At 71.4% G+C, this 19,433-nt stretch carries 17 protein-coding genes; 10 read left to right on the forward strand and 7 right to left on the reverse strand.

All coding sequences use genetic code 11. The annotated features are described in order from the left end of the window. The first annotated feature begins 10 nt into the window (after nt 1–10). The 5 genes from ACIRSS_RS09455 (at nt 11) to ACIRSS_RS09475 (ending at nt 5,656) form a co-directional block, all read left to right on the forward strand. Nucleotides 11–607 (forward strand): TetR/AcrR family transcriptional regulator, encoded by a 597-nt coding sequence (locus ACIRSS_RS09455; protein ID WP_400892618.1) that lies wholly within the window; start codon nt 11–13, stop codon nt 605–607. Between the two features lie 10 nt (nt 608–617). Beyond that, entirely contained in the window at nt 618–1,415 is a 798-nt protein-coding gene (locus tag ACIRSS_RS09460) for a thymidylate synthase (protein ID WP_400892620.1), read from the forward strand. Next, the gene (locus ACIRSS_RS09465) at nt 1,412–1,870 is read left to right on the forward strand and encodes a dihydrofolate reductase (RefSeq protein WP_400892623.1); all 459 of its coding nucleotides are present in this window, start codon (nt 1,412–1,414) and stop codon (nt 1,868–1,870) included. The genes ACIRSS_RS09460 and ACIRSS_RS09465 overlap by 4 nt, the downstream gene beginning before the upstream one ends. Nucleotides 1,871–2,039: 169 nt before the next feature. Then, nucleotides 2,040–3,911 carry an RICIN domain-containing protein gene (locus ACIRSS_RS09470; protein ID WP_400892626.1) on the forward strand — a complete coding sequence of 624 codons (1,872 nt, stop codon included), beginning with the start codon at nt 2,040–2,042 and terminating at the stop codon, nt 3,909–3,911. Nucleotides 3,912–3,976: 65 nt separating this feature from the next. Next, on the forward strand, nt 3,977–5,656 hold the full coding sequence (locus tag ACIRSS_RS09475; protein ID WP_400892628.1) for a carbohydrate-binding protein: 1,680 nt from the start codon (nt 3,977–3,979) through the stop codon (nt 5,654–5,656). 13 nt (nt 5,657–5,669) lie between these two features. On the opposite strand, the gene ACIRSS_RS09480 is transcribed toward ACIRSS_RS09475, so the two are convergent. Together ACIRSS_RS09480 and ACIRSS_RS09485 are read right to left on the reverse strand one after the other, a co-directional pair. Continuing rightward, entirely contained in the window at nt 5,670–6,734 is a 1,065-nt protein-coding gene (locus ACIRSS_RS09480; RefSeq protein WP_400892630.1) for a P1 family peptidase, read from the reverse strand. After that, nucleotides 6,731–7,333 (reverse strand): TetR/AcrR family transcriptional regulator, encoded by a 603-nt coding sequence (locus ACIRSS_RS09485; RefSeq protein WP_400892632.1) that lies wholly within the window; start codon nt 7,331–7,333, stop codon nt 6,731–6,733. Before ACIRSS_RS09485 ends, ACIRSS_RS09480 begins: the two co-directional genes overlap by 4 nt. A gap of 120 nt (nt 7,334–7,453) precedes the next feature. On the opposite strand from ACIRSS_RS09485, the gene ACIRSS_RS09490 reads away from it, so the two are divergent. Then, on the forward strand, nt 7,454–8,836 hold the full coding sequence (locus ACIRSS_RS09490) for an APC family permease (protein ID WP_400892634.1): 1,383 nt from the start codon (nt 7,454–7,456) through the stop codon (nt 8,834–8,836). A 51-nt stretch (nt 8,837–8,887) separates the two neighbouring features. Here the strand turns inward: ACIRSS_RS09490 and ACIRSS_RS09495 are convergent, their stop codons facing one another. From ACIRSS_RS09495 to ACIRSS_RS09510, 4 genes are all read right to left on the reverse strand, one after another. Continuing rightward, complete coding sequence (locus ACIRSS_RS09495) at nt 8,888–9,448, reverse strand: snapalysin family zinc-dependent metalloprotease (protein ID WP_400892636.1); 561 nt, start codon at nt 9,446–9,448, stop codon at nt 8,888–8,890. Between the two features lie 123 nt (nt 9,449–9,571). Then, the gene (locus ACIRSS_RS09500; RefSeq protein ID WP_400892639.1) at nt 9,572–10,144 is read right to left on the reverse strand and encodes a TetR/AcrR family transcriptional regulator; all 573 of its coding nucleotides are present in this window, start codon (nt 10,142–10,144) and stop codon (nt 9,572–9,574) included. Between the two features lie 2 nt (nt 10,145–10,146). Then, on the reverse strand, nt 10,147–11,640 hold the full coding sequence (locus tag ACIRSS_RS09505) for an MFS transporter (RefSeq protein ID WP_400892641.1): 1,494 nt from the start codon (nt 11,638–11,640) through the stop codon (nt 10,147–10,149). A 65-nt stretch (nt 11,641–11,705) separates the two neighbouring features. Next, entirely contained in the window at nt 11,706–11,981 is a 276-nt protein-coding gene (locus ACIRSS_RS09510) for a hypothetical protein (RefSeq protein WP_400892644.1), read from the reverse strand. A gap of 229 nt (nt 11,982–12,210) precedes the next feature. Between ACIRSS_RS09510 and ACIRSS_RS09515 the strand changes: the two genes are divergently transcribed. Beyond that, nucleotides 12,211–12,441: a hypothetical protein gene (locus ACIRSS_RS09515; RefSeq protein ID WP_400893421.1), complete on the forward strand. Its 231-nt coding sequence runs from the start codon at nt 12,211–12,213 to the stop codon at nt 12,439–12,441. 249 nt (nt 12,442–12,690) lie between these two features. On the opposite strand, the gene ACIRSS_RS09520 is transcribed toward ACIRSS_RS09515, so the two are convergent. After that, nucleotides 12,691–13,860, reverse strand: a complete 1,170-nt coding sequence (locus ACIRSS_RS09520; RefSeq protein ID WP_400893423.1) for an ROK family protein — start codon at nt 13,858–13,860, stop codon at nt 12,691–12,693. 137 nt (nt 13,861–13,997) lie between these two features. Here ACIRSS_RS09520 and ACIRSS_RS09525 point away from each other — a divergent pair, with 137 nt between their 5' ends. Genes ACIRSS_RS09525 through ACIRSS_RS09535 form a run of 3 tightly spaced genes read left to right on the forward strand, consistent with a single transcriptional unit; the run spans nt 13,998 to nt 19,179 of the window. Then, complete coding sequence (locus tag ACIRSS_RS09525) at nt 13,998–15,428, forward strand: APC family permease (protein WP_400892646.1); 1,431 nt, start codon at nt 13,998–14,000, stop codon at nt 15,426–15,428. Further along, complete coding sequence (locus tag ACIRSS_RS09530; RefSeq protein WP_400892649.1) at nt 15,425–18,292, forward strand: glycosyl hydrolase 2 galactose-binding domain-containing protein; 2,868 nt, start codon at nt 15,425–15,427, stop codon at nt 18,290–18,292. Before ACIRSS_RS09525 ends, ACIRSS_RS09530 begins: the two co-directional genes overlap by 4 nt. Further along, nucleotides 18,289–19,179 carry an ROK family protein gene (locus ACIRSS_RS09535; RefSeq protein WP_400892652.1) on the forward strand — a complete coding sequence of 297 codons (891 nt, stop codon included), beginning with the start codon at nt 18,289–18,291 and terminating at the stop codon, nt 19,177–19,179. The genes ACIRSS_RS09530 and ACIRSS_RS09535 overlap by 4 nt, the downstream gene beginning before the upstream one ends. The last annotated feature ends 254 nt before the right edge of the window (nt 19,180–19,433 follow it).

Genomic DNA, 19,433 nt, shown 5'->3' on the forward strand with positions numbered 1-19,433 from the left:
TGGAGAGCGCATGCCGCGGCGAGTACCGCGCCAAGCCCGGGCCCGCGAGAAGCTCGCCCGGGTGCTGGAGGCCGCGGACCGGCTGCTCGCCGAAGAGGGCGTCGAGGCGCTGACGACCACCCGGGTCGCCGCCGCGGCCGGCGTCTCCGTCGGGACGCTCTACCAGTACCTCCCCGACCGCGACGCCATCACCGAAGCCCTGGCCGACGGCTACCTCGCCCGCCTCGAAGACCTCATGACTGCCTTCACCGACCAGGCCGCGCGGGAGACCTGGGAAGACCCGGTCGGCCTGCTGGTCGACGCCTTTGCCGCGCTCTACCGCGCCGAACCCGGGTTCCGCGCCCTCTGGCTGGGCCGCGGGCTCACCGAGGCGGCGCGGGAGGCGGACGTCGCCCACAAGCGCGTGATGGCCGCCGGGGTGCACCGCGTGCTCGTCGCGCAGGGCCGGCTCCGGGACGACGAAGCGGCCGCGACGGCGTGCCGCACCGCGTTCCTGGCCGCCGACGCGGTCATCCAGGAGGCGTTCCGCGCCGACCCCGACGGCGCCGCCGCGCTGCTCGACCAGCTGAAGGCGATGCTGCGGGCCTATCTGGAGCGGCTCGTCTAGGCTCGCGGGCATGCCCGACACGCAGTACGAAGACCTGCTCCGCCACGTTCTCGACACCGGCGCCCGCAAGGCGGACCGCACCGGCACCGGCACGCGGTCGATCTTCGGGCACCAGCTGCGCTACCGCCTCGCCGACGGCTTCCCGCTGATCACGACGAAGAAGGTCCACTTCCGGTCGGTCGCGTACGAGCTGCTGTGGTTCCTGCGCGGCGAGCGCAACGTCCGGTGGCTGCAGGACAACGGCGTCACGATCTGGGACGAGTGGGCCGCGCCGGACGGCGACCTCGGCCCCGTCTACGGCGTCCAGTGGCGGTCGTGGCCGACCCCGGACGGCGGCCACGTCGACCAGATCGCCGAGGTGCTGCGCACCCTGCGCGAGAACCCGGACTCGCGGCGGATCATCGTGTCGGCGTGGAACGTCGGCGAGATCCCGCAGATGGCGCTGCCGCCGTGCCACGCGTTCTTCCAGTTCTACGTCGCCGACGGCGAGCTCTCCTGCCAGCTGTACCAGCGCAGCGCGGACCTGTTCCTCGGCGTGCCGTTCAACATCGCCAGCTACGCGCTGCTGACGCACATGATCGCCGACCAGGTGGGCCTGCGCCCCGGCGACTTCATCTGGACCGGCGGCGACTGCCACATCTACGACAACCACGAAGAGCAGGTGCGCAAGCAGCTCGCCCGCGACGCGCGGCCGTTCCCGACGCTGAGCTTGAAGGAGGCGGGCAGCCTCTTCGAGTACACGTATGACGACATCGCGCTCGACGGCTACGACCCGCACCCGGGCATCAAAGCGCCGGTGGCGGTGTGATCGGGCTGGTCTGGGCGCAGTCGGCGAACGGCGTCATCGGCCGCGACGGCACCCTGCCGTGGCACCTGCCGGAGGACCTGAAGCACTTCCGCACGCTGACGGCCGGCGCGACCGTCCTCATGGGACGCCGCACGTGGGAGTCTCTGCCGCCGCGGTTCCGGCCGCTGCCGGGCCGGCGCAACCTGGTGCTGTCGGCCACCCCGCAGGAGGGCGTCGAGACGTTCCCGGACCTGGCTCCCGCGGTGGACGCGGTGTCGGGCGACGGCTGGGTGATCGGCGGCGCGGCGGTGTACACGGCGGCGCTGCCCTTCGCGGACCGGATCGTCGTCACGGAGATCCGGGAGACGTTCGAGGGCGACACGCGGGCGCCGGACGTCGGCCGGGCGCCGGACGCCACGGGGGAGTGGCGGGAGTCGTCGACCGGGCTGCACTACCGCTTCCTGACCTGGGGCTAGCGTGCGGACCGTGCGCATGCTCGGCCTGGTCGTCATCGGCCTGAAGACCGCCCGCTGAGCGACTTTCCACCATCCGCCGGTTGACGCGGGAATCTCCGGAGGTCAACAATTCACCCGTAGCCCGGAATGTTAACGCTAACACTTTCGACGACGAAGTCGGAGTCCTGCCATGAAGCTGCGCCACGCGTTGTCCGTGCTCGTGCTGATCGCCGGAACGCTCCTCGGTGCGGGGACCGCGAGCGCCGCGGAAGCCCCGGTCCCGGCGCCCGTGATGGGCTGGGCGTCCTGGAACTCCTTCGCCGCCAAGATCGACTACTCCGTCATCAAGGCCCAAGCCGACGCGCTGGTCTCGGCCGGTCTGAAGGACGCGGGGTACAGCTACGTCAACATCGACGAAGGCTGGTGGCAGGGCACCCGCGACAGCGCCGGGAACATCACGGTGGACACCGCCGAGTGGCCCGGCGGCATGCAAGCGATCGCGGATTACCTGCACGGCAAGGGGTTGAAGGCCGGGATCTACACCGACGCCGGGCGCGACGGCTGCGGCTACTACTTCCCGACCGGGCGCCCCGCCGCGCCCGGGAGCGGCAGCGAAGGCCACTACCTGCAGGACATGCTGCAGTTCCAGCGCTGGGGCTTCGACTTCGTCAAGGTCGACTGGTGCGGCGGCGACGCCGAGGGTCTCGACCCGGCGAGCACCTACCGCGCGATCAGCGACGCCAACCGCGCCGCGACCGCGCAGACCGGCCGCGCGCTCGCACTGTCCATTTGCGACTGGGGCCGGAAGAACCCGTGGAACTGGGGCGCCGGGACGGCCCCGATGTGGCGCACCAGCACGGACATCATCTACTACGGCCAGAGCGCGACCCTCCCGCAGGCCCTGACCAACTTCGACCAGGCGCAGCACCCCGTGTCGCAGCACACGGGGTACGTCAACGACCCCGACATGCTCACCGTGGGCATGCCCGGGCTGACCACCGCGCAAGGCCGGACCGAACTGGGCATGTGGGCGATCTCCGGCGCGCCGCTGCTGGCGGGCAACAACCTCGCGACGATGAGCGCGGAGACGGCGAGCATCCTGAAGAACCGGGAAGTCATCGCCGTCGACCAGGATCCGCGTGGGCTGCAGGGGGTGAAGGTCGCCGAGGACGCCGCGGGCCTGCAGGTGTACGGCAAAGTCCTGAGCGGCACCGGGAAACGCGCGGTGCTGTTGCTCAACCGGACGTCCTCGGCGGCGACGATGACCGCGCGGTGGGCCGACCTCGGACTGACGACGGCCCCGGCGAAGGTGCGGAACCTCTGGGCCGCCACGGACAACGGAAGCTACGCCACCGGGTACAGCGTGAGCGTCCCGGCGAACGACTCGGTCCTGTTGACCGTCCAGGGCACCGACGCCGCGTCCACGCACGGCACGACGATCACCGCGGCTGCAACGGGCCTGGCCGTCGCGACCTTCACCTACAGCGCGACGACCACGCAGACCCCGGCGCTCGCGGTGAACGGCCAGCAGCCGACCGTCGTCGCGTTCCCGGCGACCGGGGGAGCGGCCAAGACCGTCTCCGCGATCGTCTCGCTGGGCAAAGGAACGAACTCCTTGACGTTCTCGGGGACGTCGCCGCAGCTCACCGACGTTGCGATCCTGCCGCTGCCCGGCACCGACGGCGTCCAGGTGGCCGGCGCGCAGTCGGGCCGCTGCCTCGACGTGAACGACAACAGCATCGCCAACGGCGTCCAGACCCAGCTGTGGGACTGCGCCGCGGGGCCCAACCAGACGTGGGCGCCGGTGCGTGGCCAGCTCGTCGTCAACGGCACCAAATGCCTGGACGCCTACAACAACGGAACGGCCAACGGCACCGCCGTCGTCATCTGGGACTGCAACGGCCAGCGCAACCAGCAGTGGACCCTGAACGCCAACGGCACCATCACCAACGCGCTGTCCGGGCTGTGCCTCGACGCGAGCGGCGCGGCCACCGCCAACGGCACGAAGATCATCCTCTGGGCCTGCGGCGGCGGGGCCAACCAGCAGTGGACCCGGCGGTGACCCCGCGGCCGCCGAACCGAGCCTCATCCCGTACTTCCCCGTCCCCGACACCGATCGAGGTCCCGATGTCCAGAACCCCCGTCCTGCTCAGCGCGATCGCCGTCCTCGCCGGCCTCACGGTCGCCCCGGCGGCGGCCGCCGGCCACACCCTGGTGGTGAACGCCGCGGCCGCGTTCCGGCCGGTGACGCACGCCGCCGCGGGCGGCCTCTACGCGCTGGCCGAGAACAGCCGGCCGGCCGACTCGACGCTGCTACCCCTCAAGCTCAACACCCTCACCCAGCCGCCGCCGGGCGTCGGGCAGAAGCCCAACGGCCAGCCGCCCGGCGGCGACGCGCTGCTGGTCGCGCCGCAGGCCGACCGGGTCGGCGCCGCCCAGGTGATCCGGATGCCGGACATCTACCCCGACTTCCCGTACAAGTGGGTGAGCTGGGACGACTGGCTCTCCAAAGTGGACACGATGGTCTCGAAGCGGCTGGCGGCCACGTCGGTGAGCAACGTCGCCGCGTGGGAGATCTGGAACGAGCCCGACGGCACCTGGAACACCGCCGCGGCGGGCGACTTCAACGCCGGGTGGGCGCGGACGGTCCAGCGGATCCGGACCCGTGACACGGTGACCCCGGTCGCCGGACCCGGCTACTCGAGCTGGAACACCGACCGGATGCGGGCGTTCCTGACCGCCGCGAAGAGCACGAACACCGTGCCGGACGTCGTCGTCTGGCACGAGCTGGGCCACAGCAGCGCGTCGATCGCGGCCGACGTCTCGGCGTACCGCGCGTTGGAGTCTTCGCTCGGCATCAGCGCGCGGCCGATCCTCATCAACGAGTACGCCTGGACCGACGAGGTCGACGTGCCCGGGCGCGTGGCGAACTACGTCTCCAAGCTGGAACGCGCCGGCGTGGCGGGCGCCGACCGGGCGTTCTGGTACGAGTACGGGACCGTCAACGGGCTGGTCGTCAACAACACGCAGCCGACCGGGACGTGGTGGCTGTACAAGTGGTACGGCGACATGGCCGGCTCGATGGTGACCACGACGCCGCCGGCGCAGACCGGGCTCGACGGGTTCGCTTCCTACGACTCCACGCGCAACCGCGTCGACGTCGTCTTCGGTGACGAGGCCGGGACCAACTCGGTGCGGGTGACCGGGATCAGCGGCACGGTCCGCGTCACTCTGGAGTCGACGCCGTCGTCGGGCCGGTTCACCGCCGTGACCGCGCCGACCGCGATTTCGACGTCGACCTACACCGTCTCGAATGGACAGATCACCGTGCCGGTGCCGAACATGTCCGCGACGAGCGCCTACCACCTGGTGGTCGAGCCGGCGAGCGGCGTGCCCGCGTACCAGCAGCGGTACGAGGCCGAGAACGCGTCGGTCTTCCGCGCGCAACGGCTGTCGAGCACGACCGCCTCGAACGGTGGTTACGTCGGCCGCATCGACAACTCCGGCGACTCCCGCAACGACAGTTACGTCGACTTCGTCGTGAACGTGCCGAGCGCGCGGGCCTACACGATGACCATCGGCTACGCGAACGGCACCGGCGCGACGTCCACCCAGGGCCTGGCGTACAACGGCGGCGCCTGGTCGACGGTGAGCTACCCGCCGACCGCCGGCTGGGGCCGCTTCGGCACGGTCTCGACGTCGGTCAGCCTCCACGCGGGCTACAACGTGATCCGGCTGGCCAAGGGCGCGCCGTTCTTCGCCGGCGGCACCGGTTACGCCGAGCTCGACTACCTCCAGCTGAACTGAACCGGCGGCCGGGTCACCCGAGCCAGCGCGAGAGCGGCAGCCCGGGCACCCGGCGGCCGCGGTGGCCGGTCGTCTCGCGACCGGTCACCAGCGCGTTGAGCACCGCCTCCTCGACGGCCTGCACGACCGCCTCGAAGTACGGGTCGATCCGGCCCCACGGCACGAACCGCAGCGTCTCGTACTCGGCTTCCGCGGTGCGCGGGAACGTGCTGGTCAGCGCGCCCGGGTTCGCCGTGCTGAACGCGAGGAACAGGTCGCCGGAGAAGTGCGAGCCCGTCGTGCCGGTGCGGGCCAGGCCGAGCGGGACGCGGCGGGCGAGCGCCGTGCACTGGCCCGGCAGCAGGGGCGCGTCCGTCCCGACGACGACGATCACCGAGCCCGCGCCGGCCGGTGCGGCCGCCCACTCGTCCATCGGGTTGTCCGCCGTCAGCGCGAGCCCGGCCGGCGAGCCCGCGACGGTGAGTTCGCGCCGGCTGCCGAAGTTGGCCTGCACCAGCGCGCCCACCGTGTACTCGTCCGCGCCGTGGGCGACGGTCCGGGACGCCGTGCCGGTGCCGCCCTTGAAGCCGTAGCAGGTCATCCCGGTGCCGCCGCCGACCGAGCCCTCCGCGATGGCGCCCGGGCGGGCCGCGTCGATCGCCGCGACCGCGTGTCCACTGTGGATGGTCGGGGCGTTGATGTCGTTGAGGTAGCCGTCCCACGTCTCGGCGACCACCGGGAGCAGCCACTCCGCCGCGACGTCCGGCCGCTCGCGCACCACCCAGTCGATGACGCCGCGGTGGCACGGCCCGACGGCGTGGGTGTTGGTGATCAGCACGGGCAGCGTGAGCGACCCGGTCTCGGCGAGCCACGCCGTGCCGGTCATCTCGCCGTTGCCGTTGAGGGAAGAAGTCCCGGCCGCGCAGGGGACGGCGAAGTCCGCCCGGCCACGGGGGAGGATCGCGGTGACGCCGGTGCGCACGGATTCGCCTTCGACCAGCGTCGTGTAGCCGACTTCGACGCCGGGGACGTCGGTGAGCGCGTTGTGCGTGCCGGGCCGGCCGGCCAGCGGGATGCCCAGGTCGCGGGCGCGGATCATCGGAGGTCCTCCAGGGCGCAGGCCGTGCGGGCGTAGGACAGGAGCATCGCTTCGGCGGTGGCCCGCTCCAGCGTCGGCACGGCCTGGGTGAGGTGCAGGCCGTAGCCGTCTTCGAGGGCGACGAGGTTCCGCGCGATCGCGACCGCGTCGGCGGTCAGGGCGAACTCGCCGGTCGCGGCGCCGGCCTCGAGGATCCCGGTGTAGATCCGCACCTGCCGCTCGTACAGCGCGACGTGCCGGGCGGCGTACGCGGGGTCGCGGCGGGCGATCGTGCCGAGCTCGTAGAGCAGCACGCACAGTTCGTCGTCCGGTCCGCTCGGCAGGCCGCCGCGGATGGTGGCGAGCAGCCGGTCCCGCGGAGTCCCGTGCCGGGCGGCCTCCTCCCGCTGGGTGCAAAAGCGTTCGACGGCTTCGTGCTGCACCTCCCGCAGGAGGTCGGTGAGGGTGGGGAAGTAGTAGAGCACCGAGCCCGAGGAGAGGCCGGCGCCGTCGGCGATGTCCCGCAGCCGGAGGTTGAGGACCCCGCGTTCGACGACGGCGCGGCGCGCCACCGCGATCAGCTCGGCCCGCCGCTCGGGAGCCCTGCTCGGTCGTGCCATGCGGGTCATTCTTCGAAGGATCTTCGAAAAAAGCAAGCTCTTGACTTGTCGCTGGTGAGCGCCTTTGATGCGTGGTCACCTGGTTTCTCGAAGGAGCTTCAAAGAACTGGAGGCCCGCTCGTGACCACCCCCGCCCTCCGCCGCGGCCTGCGCACGCTCGGCACCCTGCTCATCACGCTCTCGGCGATCAGCCCCGCGTCGTCGGTGTTCATCATCGCGCCGGGGGTGCTCACCGGCGCCGGCACCGGCGCGTTCCTCAGCTTCGCGGCCGCGGCGGTCGTCGGGGTGTTCATGGCGTTCGTCTACGCGGAGCTCGCGTCGGCGTTCCCGCTGGCCGGCGGCGAATACGCGATCGTCGCGCGCACGCTCGGCCGGCTGCCCGGGTTCGCCGTGCTGGGCCTGATGATCATCACGCAGGTGCTCATCGTCGCGGTGATCGCGCTCGGCGTCGGCACCTACCTGGGCGTGCTGTGGCCGGGCCTGCCCGGGCCGACGGTCGCCGCGGCGACGTGCGTGCTCGCCGCCGTGGTCGGCGTGTTCGACATCAAGCTGAACGCGTGGGTGACCGGCGTCTTCCTCGCCATCGAGATCCTCGCGCTGGTGGTGGTGAGCGCGCTCGGGTTCCTGCACCCGGCCCGGCCGTTCACCGACCTGATCGCCCATCCGGTCGCCGCGGACGGCGGCCCGGCGACCGTCGGTGCCATCGCGATCGCGATGGCCGTGGCGATGTTCGCCTACAACGGCTACGGCTCGGCGGTCTACTTCGGCGAGGAGACGCAGGACGCGCCGCGCGGCATCGCCCGCGCGATCCTGCTGGCGCTGGCGATCACGGTGGTCGCCGAGCTCGTCCCGGTGACGGCGGTCCTGCTGGGCGCCCCGGACCTCGGACAGCTGTTCGGCGCGCAGAACATGCTGTCGGCGTTCATCTCCGCCCGCGGCGGCGGCACGCTCGACACGGTGATCAGCCTCGCGGTGGCGCTCGCGATCGTCAACGCGGTGCTGGCGATCGTGCTGATCAGCTCCCGCCTGGTGTTCAGCAGCGGCCGCGACCGCGCCTGGCCGGGCGCGATCAACCGCGCGCTGTCGGCGGTCCACCCGCGTTTCGGCACCCCGTGGCTGGCGACGATCGGCACGGGCATCGTGGCGGCGCTGCTGTGCTACGTCGATCCGAAGCTGCTGCTGGTGGTGACGAGCACGTCGATCGTGGCGGTGTACGCGGCCCTTTGCCTGGGAGCGCTCAACGGCCGCCGCACGGGCACGACGGCGCACGCGCGCTACCGCATGCCGTGGTTCCCGGTCGCCCCGGTGCTGGCGCTGGCGGTGCTGGTGTTCGTGGTCTACCAGAACCTGCTGGACCCGGCGGTCGGCCGGCCGAGCTTGATCGTGACGGCGGGGATAGTGGTGCTGGCGGCGGTGTATTACGGCGTGGTGCTGCGCCGCCGCGGGGGCTGGCAGCTCGCGGAGGACGTCGTCGACGAGGACGAGCGTCCCCGCGTGAAGTAGCCGCGAAGCGGCCCGGAGACGATCGTCCCCGGGCCGCTCGCCGGCGGTGGATCAGAAGCCGTAGATCGTTTCGTAGACCCGCTGCTGGTTCGTCGCCACGAGGCCGTTGGCCCACAGCGAGTTCACGCGGCTGCGCTCGGCCGCGTTCGGCACCGCGTTGGTGCACGACGGGCCGGGGCCGCCACCCGACATCAGCTCCGAGCACGGGCCCGAGTAGTGGTCCGGCAGCCCGAGGGCGTGGCCGGTCTCGTGCGCCGCGATGCGGGTCGGGTTGTACTGGCGGGCCTGGGTGTAGTCGATGAAGATGGTGCCGCTGCCGTGCCCGTTGGTCGAGGCGTAGGAGCCGCGCGGGTCGTTGCCCTCCGTGTAGCGCAGGCTCGCGCCGGAGTTGCGCTCGACGAGCCTGACGTTCGTGACGCTGTTGTTCCAGTTGGCGGCACCCGCGTTGATCACCGACCGGAACGACGGCGCGCTGGCGGTGCTGTAGTAGACCGTCGTGACGGCGGCTTCCTGCTGGGTGGAGGCCGGTGCGGCGGACGCGGTGCCCGCGGCGATCGGCGTCACGGCCAGGGCCAGCGCGACGGCGCCGGCCAGAGCGAACTTCCTCGACATCGGAAGACTCCTCGTGGGGGACGGGGATTTGCCGGATTTGCGCGCGCTGTCGAGAATTTACCGGCTGTTAGCCTGCCCGGGAGCCGACTTACGTAGGGCGCTGCCAGTGGTGATTTACCAACACTATTCGCGGGTTGACAAAGCTCCGCTCGTCAGGTCCAGCAGCTGCTGTTCGAGCTCGCGCGCGGCGGTGACGTCGATGCCCGCGCCCCACAGGGGGGCCGTGCTCGCGCCGTCCGCCGCCGCGATCACCAGCGTGACCACCGGGCCCGGGAGGCCGTCGGCGCGCAGGTCGCGGTCCCAGCGCTCGGCGTCCGCGCGCGCCAGCTCGGCGATCTCCGGGATCGAGATCAGCTGGGCGATCAAGGCGATGTTCTCGCGGATCGCGACCTCGTCGTACGACGTGTCCAGCGACGCCCGGACGTACGCGCGCGTCAGCCGGCCCGGGGCGGTGTCGGCCGGGTCCAGCGCCGCGTCGACCTCCGCGCGGAAGCTGTCCAGCAGGTCCTGCGCCAGGGTGCGGACGAGCGCGTCCTTGGCGGGGAAGTGGTACAGCAGCCCGCCTTTCGACACCCCGGCCGCCCTCGCGATCTCGTCGAGCGACGCGGCGATCCCGCGCGTGCGGATGACCGTCCCGGCCGCGTCCAGCAGCGCCCGGCGCGTTTCTTCCGGGCCGCGCCCGGCTTTGCGAGGCATGCTCAGTCCTTTCCGGACGGAATGGTACGCCAGGCGATCACCGCGGCGACGGCGGTGACCGCGGCGGCCGCGAGCGAAGTCACCTGCATGGCACCGGTGAACGCCTCGCGCGCGGCGTGCGCCAGCTCCGACGACGGATCGAGCGCGTTCGCCGCGGCCGCGAGGGAATCGCGGACCTCGGCCGGGATCGGGCCGGTGGGCAGGAAAGCGCGGTAGACCACGGTGACGAGCGACCCGAGGATCGCGATGCCCAGTGCCGCACCGAGTTCGTACGCGGTCTCGGAGATCGCCGACGCCGACCCGGCCTTGTCCCGCGGTACCGCGGAAAGCACCGAGTCGACGGTGAGCGTCAGCGCTAACCCGACCCCGAGGCCGACCGGGACGAGCGTCAGGCCGAGCCACCAGTACTGCGGCATCCGTTCGGCGACGGCGACGAGCGCCAGGCCCAGCGCGGCGACGGCCAGGGCCGCGGCGACGGCGCGTCCCCGCCCGAGCCGGCTGACGACCACGCCGACCGCGGCCACGACGACGATCGACGCGAGCGTCGCCGGCATCTCCGCGAAGCCGGCTTGCAACGGCGAGAAGCCGCGGACGAGCTGCAGGTACTGGGAGAAGAAGAACAGCAGGCCCATCAATGCGAAGACCGCGATGAAGCTGGCGAGGACCGCGCCGCTGAAGGCCCCGTTGCGGAACAGGGTGACGTCGATCGGCGGGTCGGCCGCGCGCTTTTGCCGGCGCACGAACAGGATCCCGGCGCCGATCCCGACGACCGCCGCGACGGCGACCCGCGCGTCGACCCCCGCGCTGACGGCGTGCTTGACCGCGTAGACCAGCGGGACGATCGCGGCCATCGACAGGGCCGCCGAGAGCACGTCGAAGCGGCCGGGGTTCGGGTCGCGCGACTCCGGCAGCAGGAACGCGCCGGCGATCAGGAACGCGACGACGATCGGCACGTTGATCAGGAACACCGAGCCCCACCAGAAGTGCTCGAGCAGCGTCCCGCCGACGAGCGGGCCCAGCGCGATGCCGCCGCCGGACCCGGCCGACCAGATCGCGACGGCGCGGGTGCGCTCGCGCGGGTCGGTGAACAGGGTGCGGATGAGCGACAGCGTCGACGGCATGATCGTCGCGCCCGCGATGCCGAGCAGCAGCCGCGCGACGACGAGCACGCCGGCGGTGGGGGAGAAGGCCGCGAGTGCGGAGGCCAGCCCGAACGCCGCGGTGCCGAGGAGCAGCACCTTCTTTCGGCCGAAGCGGTCGGCCAGGTTGCCGGCCGTGACGAGCAGGCCGGCCAGCGCGAGCGAGTAGACGTCGCCGATCCAGAGGATCTCGACGGCGCTCGGCGCGAGTTCGCGGGTGAGCGACGGGACGGCGAGGTAGAGGACCGTGCCGTCGACGGCGAGGAGGAGGACCGCGCCGACCAGCACGCCCAGCGCGGCCCACCGGCGGCGGGGGCTGAGGACGTGGTGTTCCGAGGTCGGCATGGTGGTGGTCATGCCGGTTACTATACCGTCTGGACGGTACAGTAAGGCGGGTGAAGTCGATCACCGGCTCACGCGGCTCAGTTGCCGCGCGGGTCTTCGCTCAGTTCTTCGGCGAGGATGAGGTCGACGCGCACGGCGGCGTGCCCCAGGACCCGCCGCGCGGCGGCGAGCGCGGTCAGGGCGACGAGCACGCCGGTCCCGACGAGCAGCCCGCCGACGGTGTCACCGGGGATGACGGCGGCGACGGAGGCGGCGAGGAGCATGGGCGGCCACCACCGGGCGGGGAGGGCGTGCCGCGGCCGCCGGACGACGGGCCGGACGACGGGCCGGGTGCGGTGCCGGTGCATCGCCATGGGTCGCCTCCGTCCGCCGCCGGGTGGGCTATGCATCATGACTGACCGGCTCGTCCGGGTTACCGGGTATTCGCGGTCCGTACACGATCGCCCGGATTAACCGCCGAATGGCGTAATCTTCGTCTGCTGAGGGTGGCGGGCTTGCTTCGTGACGTCACCACATCGGGGCTCGAAGTCTGGTCGATCAAGTGTTAGCCGGCGGCGATTACGATGGAGGGCGGAGGTGGCCGTGACAGCGGAAGAGCTGATGATCGAGTTCGCTTTGACGCGCTTGGACCACCCGGACCTGGACCTCGAGGACCTGGCGGCGCTGGTCGTGCGGCGGGGCGGCCCGGAGCGGGTGCTGGAGTTCGCGGCGGAGAACTTGGCGGAGCGCGGGGAGTTGCGAGGAGCCCCGTTCCCGACGGCGGTCGAGCACGTGCTGCGGGTGGTGCTCACCCTGCGGGGGCCTTCGGACTGACTCACTGGGGTAGGCCGCCGAGCCCGGTGGCGCGGGTTGGAGTCGGCCTGCGTGGGATGCAGGGGCGAACTCACTGGATAGTTCCTCGCGGCTCGCGGCTCGCGGCTCGCGCCTCGCGCCGGGCGGGCGGCGGCAGGCGGGCCTGAACCGGTCGTCCTCTCCGCTTCGCAACTCGCGGCCTAACTCTCCAGGTAGTTCATTCCGCGACCGACAGAGGCGGCCGGCGGGCGTGAGCCGGCCGTTCTCCCGCTAACCCACCCCGGCCGCCCGCTGGAGGCCCCGGCGGTCGAACACCAGCTCCCGGGCCGTCCCCAGCGCCGTCGCGATCGCTCCCGCCAGCACCGCGTCCGAACCCAGCTGCCCCGCCACGATCTCCGGCACCACCGGCACCGTCGCGGCGAGCGCCCGCCGCATCGGGGCGGTCAGCAGGTCCGCGTTGCCGCCGATCCCGCCGCCCAGCACGATCAACCCCGGGTCCAGGACCGCGGTCACCGCCGCGACCACGTAAGCCAGCTTCTCCGCCTCCTCGGCGACCACCTGCGAGGCCCGCGCGTCCCCGCTCCGAGCCAACCGGAAAACGTCCTTCGCCGACCGCACCGTCAACCCCGCCGACCGCGCCGCGTCCACCACGGCCTGCCCCGCCGCCGCCGTCTCCATCGGCCCCGGCCGGCGCGGCCCCGCGGCCGACGGCAACGGGCCGAACGGCAGGTCCGCGATCTCGCCCGCCGCGCCGTGGGCGCCGCGGAACAGGCGGCCCTCCACGAGCACGCCCATCCCGATGCCCGTCCCGACCGTCAAGCACACCAGCACGTCCACGCCCAGCGCCGCCCCGAGCGCGTGCTCGCCCACCGCGCACAGGTTCGCGTCGTTCTCCACCACGACGTCCGACCCCGCGCCCGCCAGCGCCGCGACGAGCTCGTGCAGCACCCCGCGCCGCTCCCAGCCCGGCAGGTTCGGCGCGCGGTGGACCGTCCCGGTGGCCGGGTCGGGGACACCCGGCGTGCCGACCACCGTCGCGACGACGTCGTGCGGCGCCAGCCCGGCCGACGCCACCGCGCGTTCGACGGATTCGCTGACCGTGCGCACCAACGCGCTCGCGGAGCGGCACCGGTTGGGCTCGTCGAGCCGCGCGACGATGCTGCCCTCCAGGTCCGCCACCGCGATCCGGATCGCGCGCCGTCCGATGTCGACGCCGACGACGTGCCCCGCGTCCGGCGCCGCTCGGTACACCACCGCCGCGCGGCCCGGGCCGGCCAGGCTGCGGCCGGTGGTCCGGACCAGTCCGTGCTGCTCGAGGTCGAGGAGCGCCTGCCCCACCGTGGGTTTCGACAACCCCGTGTCGCCCGCGATCTGCGGTCGCGTCGCCTCGCCCTGGGTGCGCAACCGGTCGAGTACGAGACGCTGGTTCAGCGCCCGCATGCTCGCCGGAGTTCCGACCTGCGGCCCGTTTTGCCCCACGCGTCCTCCTGTGTTGCCGCAAGTTTATCGACGGAACTCTTTCGACCCCGCCCGTTCTATGTTAAGAAACTTTACTAACTACTAGCCGGAGGCACGTCGTGAGTTCACCCACTCGTTCAGGGGAGCCGCAGCCCGCCCTTGAACGCAAGATCGGGCCCCTGCAGGCCACTGCGATCAACATGACGCAAATGTGCGGTATCGGCCCGTTCGTCACGATCCCCGCCATGGTCGCCACGATGGGCGGCCCGCAGGCGATGTTCGGCTGGGTCATCGGGGCGATCGTCGCGCTGGCCGACGGTCTCATCTGGGCCGAGCTCGGCGCCGCGATGCCGGGTGCCGGCGGCACCTACCTCTACCTGCGCGAGGCGTTCCAGTACCGCACCGGCCGCCTGATGCCGTTCCTGTTCGTGTGGAGCGCGGTGCTGTTCATCCCGCTGATCATGTCCACCGGCATCATCGGGCTCGTCCAGTACCTCGGCTACCTGATCCCCGGCGTCACCGACGACGCGGGCACGACGCCACTGGGCAAGATCATCGGCGTCGGCATCACGCTCGTGATCATCCTGGCGCTGTTCCGGAAGATCGGCCAGATCTCCAAACTCACGACGGTGCTGTTCGTGATCATGCTCGCCGCCGTGCTGACGACGATCGTCGCGGCGTTCTCGCACTTCAGCGCGGCGCAGGCGTTCGCGTTCACCCCGGGCGCGTTCAGCTCGGCCGGCGACGGCACGTTCTGGGGCGGCCTCGGTGCCGGCCTGATCATCGCGATCTACGACTACCTCGGCTACAACACGACCGCCTACCTCGGTGGCGAAGTGCGCGACCCGGGCCGCACGCTGCCCCGCTCGATCATCTACTCGATCCTCGGCATCATGGGCCTCTACTTCCTGCTGCAGGTCGGCGTGCTCGGCTCGATCCCGCTGGACCAGCTGAAGGACGCGAAGTCGGTGGCGTCGTCGGTGCTGGAACAGGTGTGGGGCACCGGCACGGCGAAGGCCATCACCGTGCTGATCGTGATCGCCGCCATCGGGTCGGTCTTCGCCGGGCTGCTCGGCGGCTCGCGCGTGCCGTTCGAAGCCGCGCGCGACAAGGTGTTCCTGCCGATGTTCGGCAAGCTGCACCCCAAGCTGCACCTGCCCACCGCGGGCGTGCTCACGATGGGCGCCATCACGATCCTCGGCTCCCTGTTCACCCTGACCACGGTGATCAACGCGGCGGTCGCGACCCTGGTCATCATCCAGTCGCTGGCCCAGGTCGCCGCGATCGTCGTGCTGCGGCGACGGCAGCCGGAGCTGCGGCGGCCGTACCGCCAGTGGCTCTACCCCGTGCCGACGCTCATCGCGCTCGTCGGCTGGGTCTACATCTACATCTCGGCCGACTGGCTCTCGATCGGCCTGTCGCTGGGCTGGATCGTCCTCGGCGCGATCGCGTACCTGGTCTACGCCAAGGCCGAGAACACGTGGCCGTTCGGACCCAAGGAGATCAAGGAGGCCTTCGCCTCCGCCGACACCGAAGGGGCTCAGGCATGACGAAGAAGCTCGCGGCGCTGGCCGCGCTGCTGCTCGTGCCCGGCGTGCTCAGCTTCGCCGGACCCGCCGCCGCGCAGGACACCCAAGCCGAAGGGGCGAAGCCGCACGGCCTCACCACGATCGGGGCGCAGGGCTGGCAGGTCCTGACGACCGCGAACGTCAAGGACGGCGGTGACAAGGTCTCCACGCCCGGGTACGCCACTCCCGGCTGGCTACCGGTGAAGCCGGACGACGCGGGCGCTCCCGGCACCGAGATCAACGCGCTGGTGCAGAACGGGAAGTGCCCGGACGTCTTCTACTCCGACAACATGCGCAAGTGCTTCGGGTACGTCGACAAGCTCGGCCCCGTCGTCACGAAGCCGTTCTCCGACCCGTGGTGGTACCGCACCGACTTCACCCCGGACTTCAAGACCGGCCAGCACGCGAAGCTGACCATCCCGGGCATCGTCGGCGAGGGCGACGTCTGGGTGAACGGCACGCTCGTCGCGACGAAGGACGTCGTCAGCGGCGCGTTCGCCGGGCACACCTTCGACGTCTCGAAGCTGGTCAAGCCGGGCAAGAACACCTTGGCCATCAAGGTCTACCCCAACAACCCGCTCAAGATGTACACGCTCGACCAGGTCGACTGGGGCCAGATCCCGCCGGACAACGACACCGGCATCCAGTTCCCCCCGACCCTGCAGGTGGGGGACGCGCTCACCGGCGACAACGCGCACGTCGTGCAGGACAACGCCGCCGACCTGTCCAGCTCGAAGCTGACGGTGAAGGTCGACGTCACCAACGACGCCGCCACTTCGCAGACCGGTGACGTCGCCGCGACGATCACGCCGCCGTCGGGTGCGCCGATCGTCGTCAAGCAGCGCGTGACGATCCCGGCGAACACCAAGCGGACCGTCACGTTCGCGCCGGTGAAGATCGCCAAGCCGCAGGTGTGGTGGCCGTACTCGATGGGTGACCAGCCGCTGTACACGCTGGGCACCGCGGTCTCGCAGGACGGCGTGCTGTCGACGTCGTCGAAGAGCACCTTCGGCATCCGCACGGTCACCTCGCGCCTGGTCGGCAAGTCCGCGCCGCTGCCCGAGGGCGCGCGGCAGTTCACGATCAACGGCAAGGACTTCGTCTTCCGCGGCGGCGGCTTCGCGCCGGACCTGTTCCTGCGCTACGACAAGGCCGACACCGCGCACCAGATCGCGCTGATCAAGAACATGGGCCTCTCCGGCGTCCGCCTCGAAGGCCACGACATGCCGCAGGACTTCTACGACCAGGCCGACCGCGCGGGCCTGCTGGTCATCGGCGGGTTCATCTGCTGTGACGCCTGGCAGCCCGACACCGCCGCGCAGCTCGGTGCGCGGGACCTGCGGATCATCCACGACTCGTCGGTCAGCATCGCGCAGCGCGAACGCAACCACCCCAGCGTCTTCAACTACGGCTGGAGCGACAACGAGCCGTTCCCGAACCAGGAGCAGGCCGTCCTGTCCGCCTTCAAGCAGGAGGACTTCCAGGTCCCGGTGATCGCCTCGGCCGAGTACAAGAGCACGCCGACGCTGGGCAACTCGGGGGAGAAGGAAGGCCCGTACGACTGGGTCCCGCCGTCGTACTGGTACGACACCTCGCACTTCGACGCTTCCGATGACAGCCGCACCAACGCGGGTGGTTCGTGGGGCTTCGCGAGCGAGCAGAGCGCCGGGCACACCGTCCCGACGCTGGACTCGATCAAGCGCTTCCTCTCGCCCACCGAGCAGGCGAAGCTGTGGCAGGACCCGGCGTACAACCAGTACCACGCGAACTTCGAGCCGGACCACGGCGGCTACGCGTTCGGCACGCTGTACACGCTGGACCAGTCGATCACCCAGCGGTACGGCAAGTGGAGCTCGCTGAAGTCCTATGTGGACCTGGCGAACATCGCGAACTACGAGAACACCCGCTCGCAGTTCGAGGCGTTCCTGCACCACTCGACGGACAAGAACAACCCGTCGACCGGCGTCGTCTACTGGCAGCTGAACAAGGGCTGGCCGACGCTGCTGTGGTCGCTCTACAACGACGACGGCGACCAGGCCGGCGCGTTCTTCGGCGCCAAGAAGGCGAACAAGCCGCTGCACGCGATCTACGGCTACGACAACGGGTCCGTCACCCTGGACAACCTCGGCGCGGCCACGCAGTCCGGTCTTTCGGTGCAGGCCCGGGTGCTCGACACCGCGGGCAAGGTCCTCGACGACCAGACGGCTTCCGGGATTTCGCTGGGCAGCCAGGGGGTGCGCACCGGGGTCCTGAAGCCGAAGGTCCCGGCCGAGACGAAGGCGCCGGCGCCCGCGCAGGTCTACTTCGTCGAGCTGCAGGTGAAGCAGGGCGGGAAGGTCGTCGACCGGAACGTCTACTGGCTTTCGACGCAGAAGGACGTCGTCGACTGGGGCAAGACGCTGGGCAACCCGCAGGCGACGCTGTCGCAGTACAGCAACCTGCAGGCCCTGCAGAACCTGCCGAAGTCGCAGGTCAGCGCCGTGGCGTCGACCCGCGCGAACGGCGGGGACCTCGTCTCCACGGTGACCGTGACCAACACGTCGAAGACGCCGGGGGCGGCGTTCTTCCTGCGGGCCGACGTCCGCCGCGGCACGCCGGACGGGCACGAGGGACCGGGCGACAACCAGCTCGCGAACGCGACCTGGGACGACAACGACATCACGCTGTGGCCGGGCCAGTCGCAGACGCTGACCGTCACCTACAAGGCGTCCGACCTGCGCGGCGCGGTGCCGGTGATCAGCGTCGACGGGTTCAACACCGGCCGGATCGTGGTGGGTGCGGCCGGCGGGTACGGCCACCACGGGGACGCGGCCGTCGCGCCGCAGATCGAGGGGTTCAGGGAGTGACAGGGGAGAAGATTCTCGGGATCGACTTCGGCGGCACGAAGGTGGCGCTGGGGCTCGCCGACCACGACGGGAACCTGCTGGCCACGCGCCGGCTGGACACCGACGCGCAGGCGGGGGCCGAGCAGGTGGTGGTGCGGGCGCTGGCCGGGGCGCGAGCGCTCCTGGCCGAGTCGGGCGCGGAACCGGCCGCCGTCGGCGTCGTCAGCCCGGGGATCGTGCTGCCGGAGGAGATCCTGCTCGCGCCGAACGTCCCGGGCTGGGAACAGTTGCACCTGGCCGAGCTGGTGGCGGCCGAGTTCCCGGACGTGCCGATCTCGGTGGGCACGGACGCGAAGGCGGCGGCGCTGGCGGAGTGGCGCTGGGGCGCCCTGGAGGGGGCGGACCCGGCGGTGTTCCTGTCGCTGGGCACGGGCATCGCGGCGGCGGTGCTGGTGGGCGGCCGGTTGCTGACCGGCGCCAACGGAGCTGCGGGCGAGATCGGGTACAACCTGCTCTCGCCGCAGGACACCGAGGGTTTCGCAAGCGGAGCGGCGCCGCTTGAGGAAGCCGTCGGTGGGCGTGGGCTGGGCGGCCGGGCGAGCAGTCTGCTCGGCCGCCCGGTCACCGCGGGCGAGTTGTTCGCCCTGGCCAAGGAGAACGTCGAGGCGAAGGAACTGGTGACGGCGGCGCTCGACGAGCTGTCGATGCACGTGGCCAACTTGGCGATCGCGCTGGACCCGCAGCGCATCGCGGTGGGCGGCGGCCTGGTGCGCTCGGCGGACGTGCTGCTGCCGGCGTTGGCGGCCCGGCTGGCGCACGCGGTGCCGTTCCCTCCTGAGCTGGTCTCGGCGCGCTTCGACCAGGACGCGGCGCTGCTGGGCGCGGTGGCGCTGGCGCTGGGAGGGTAGGCGTCCGGGTGGTGCGCCGGTGCCCCGACCCGGCGCACCACCCGGTATCAACTCCACTCGGAGGGCGGGTCTGCCGCCCTCCGTTTTTGTGACGCAGCCATCTCGTCGTCAGGGCAAGCAGGCCGCCGAGCCGTACGTCGGTCCGACCGGCAAGCCGCTGCAGGCCGGTATGGGGGAGCGGGCGCCGCGCCGACGGTATCGGCGATCGCCGGTGCCATCTTCTTCGAGCTGAAGTTCAGGGCCGAGCGCATGAC

The sequence above is a fragment of the Amycolatopsis sp. NPDC101161 genome, assembly GCF_044768185.1.
Taxonomy (GTDB): Bacteria; Actinomycetota; Actinomycetes; order Mycobacteriales; family Pseudonocardiaceae; genus Amycolatopsis.

Coding starts and splice junctions, on each gene's coding strand:
- ACIRSS_RS09455 (WP_400892618.1), top strand. CDS start 11: ATGCCGCGGCGAGTACCGCGCCAAGCCCGGGCCCGCGAGAAGCTCGCC.
- ACIRSS_RS09460 (WP_400892620.1), top strand. CDS start 618: ATGCCCGACACGCAGTACGAAGACCTGCTCCGCCACGTTCTCGACACC.
- ACIRSS_RS09470 (WP_400892626.1), top strand. CDS start 2,040: ATGAAGCTGCGCCACGCGTTGTCCGTGCTCGTGCTGATCGCCGGAACG.
- ACIRSS_RS09475 (WP_400892628.1), top strand. CDS start 3,977: ATGTCCAGAACCCCCGTCCTGCTCAGCGCGATCGCCGTCCTCGCCGGC.
- ACIRSS_RS09480 (WP_400892630.1), bottom strand. CDS start 6,734: ATGATCCGCGCCCGCGACCTGGGCATCCCGCTGGCCGGCCGGCCCGGC.
- ACIRSS_RS09485 (WP_400892632.1), bottom strand. CDS start 7,333: ATGGCACGACCGAGCAGGGCTCCCGAGCGGCGGGCCGAGCTGATCGCG.
- ACIRSS_RS09495 (WP_400892636.1), bottom strand. CDS start 9,448: ATGTCGAGGAAGTTCGCTCTGGCCGGCGCCGTCGCGCTGGCCCTGGCC.
- ACIRSS_RS09500 (WP_400892639.1), bottom strand. CDS start 10,144: ATGCCTCGCAAAGCCGGGCGCGGCCCGGAAGAAACGCGCCGGGCGCTG.
- ACIRSS_RS09505 (WP_400892641.1), bottom strand. CDS start 11,640: ATGACCACCACCATGCCGACCTCGGAACACCACGTCCTCAGCCCCCGC.
- ACIRSS_RS09510 (WP_400892644.1), bottom strand. CDS start 11,981: ATGGCGATGCACCGGCACCGCACCCGGCCCGTCGTCCGGCCCGTCGTC.
- ACIRSS_RS09520 (WP_400893423.1), bottom strand. CDS start 13,860: ATGCGGGCGCTGAACCAGCGTCTCGTACTCGACCGGTTGCGCACCCAG.
- ACIRSS_RS09530 (WP_400892649.1), top strand. CDS start 15,425: ATGACGAAGAAGCTCGCGGCGCTGGCCGCGCTGCTGCTCGTGCCCGGC.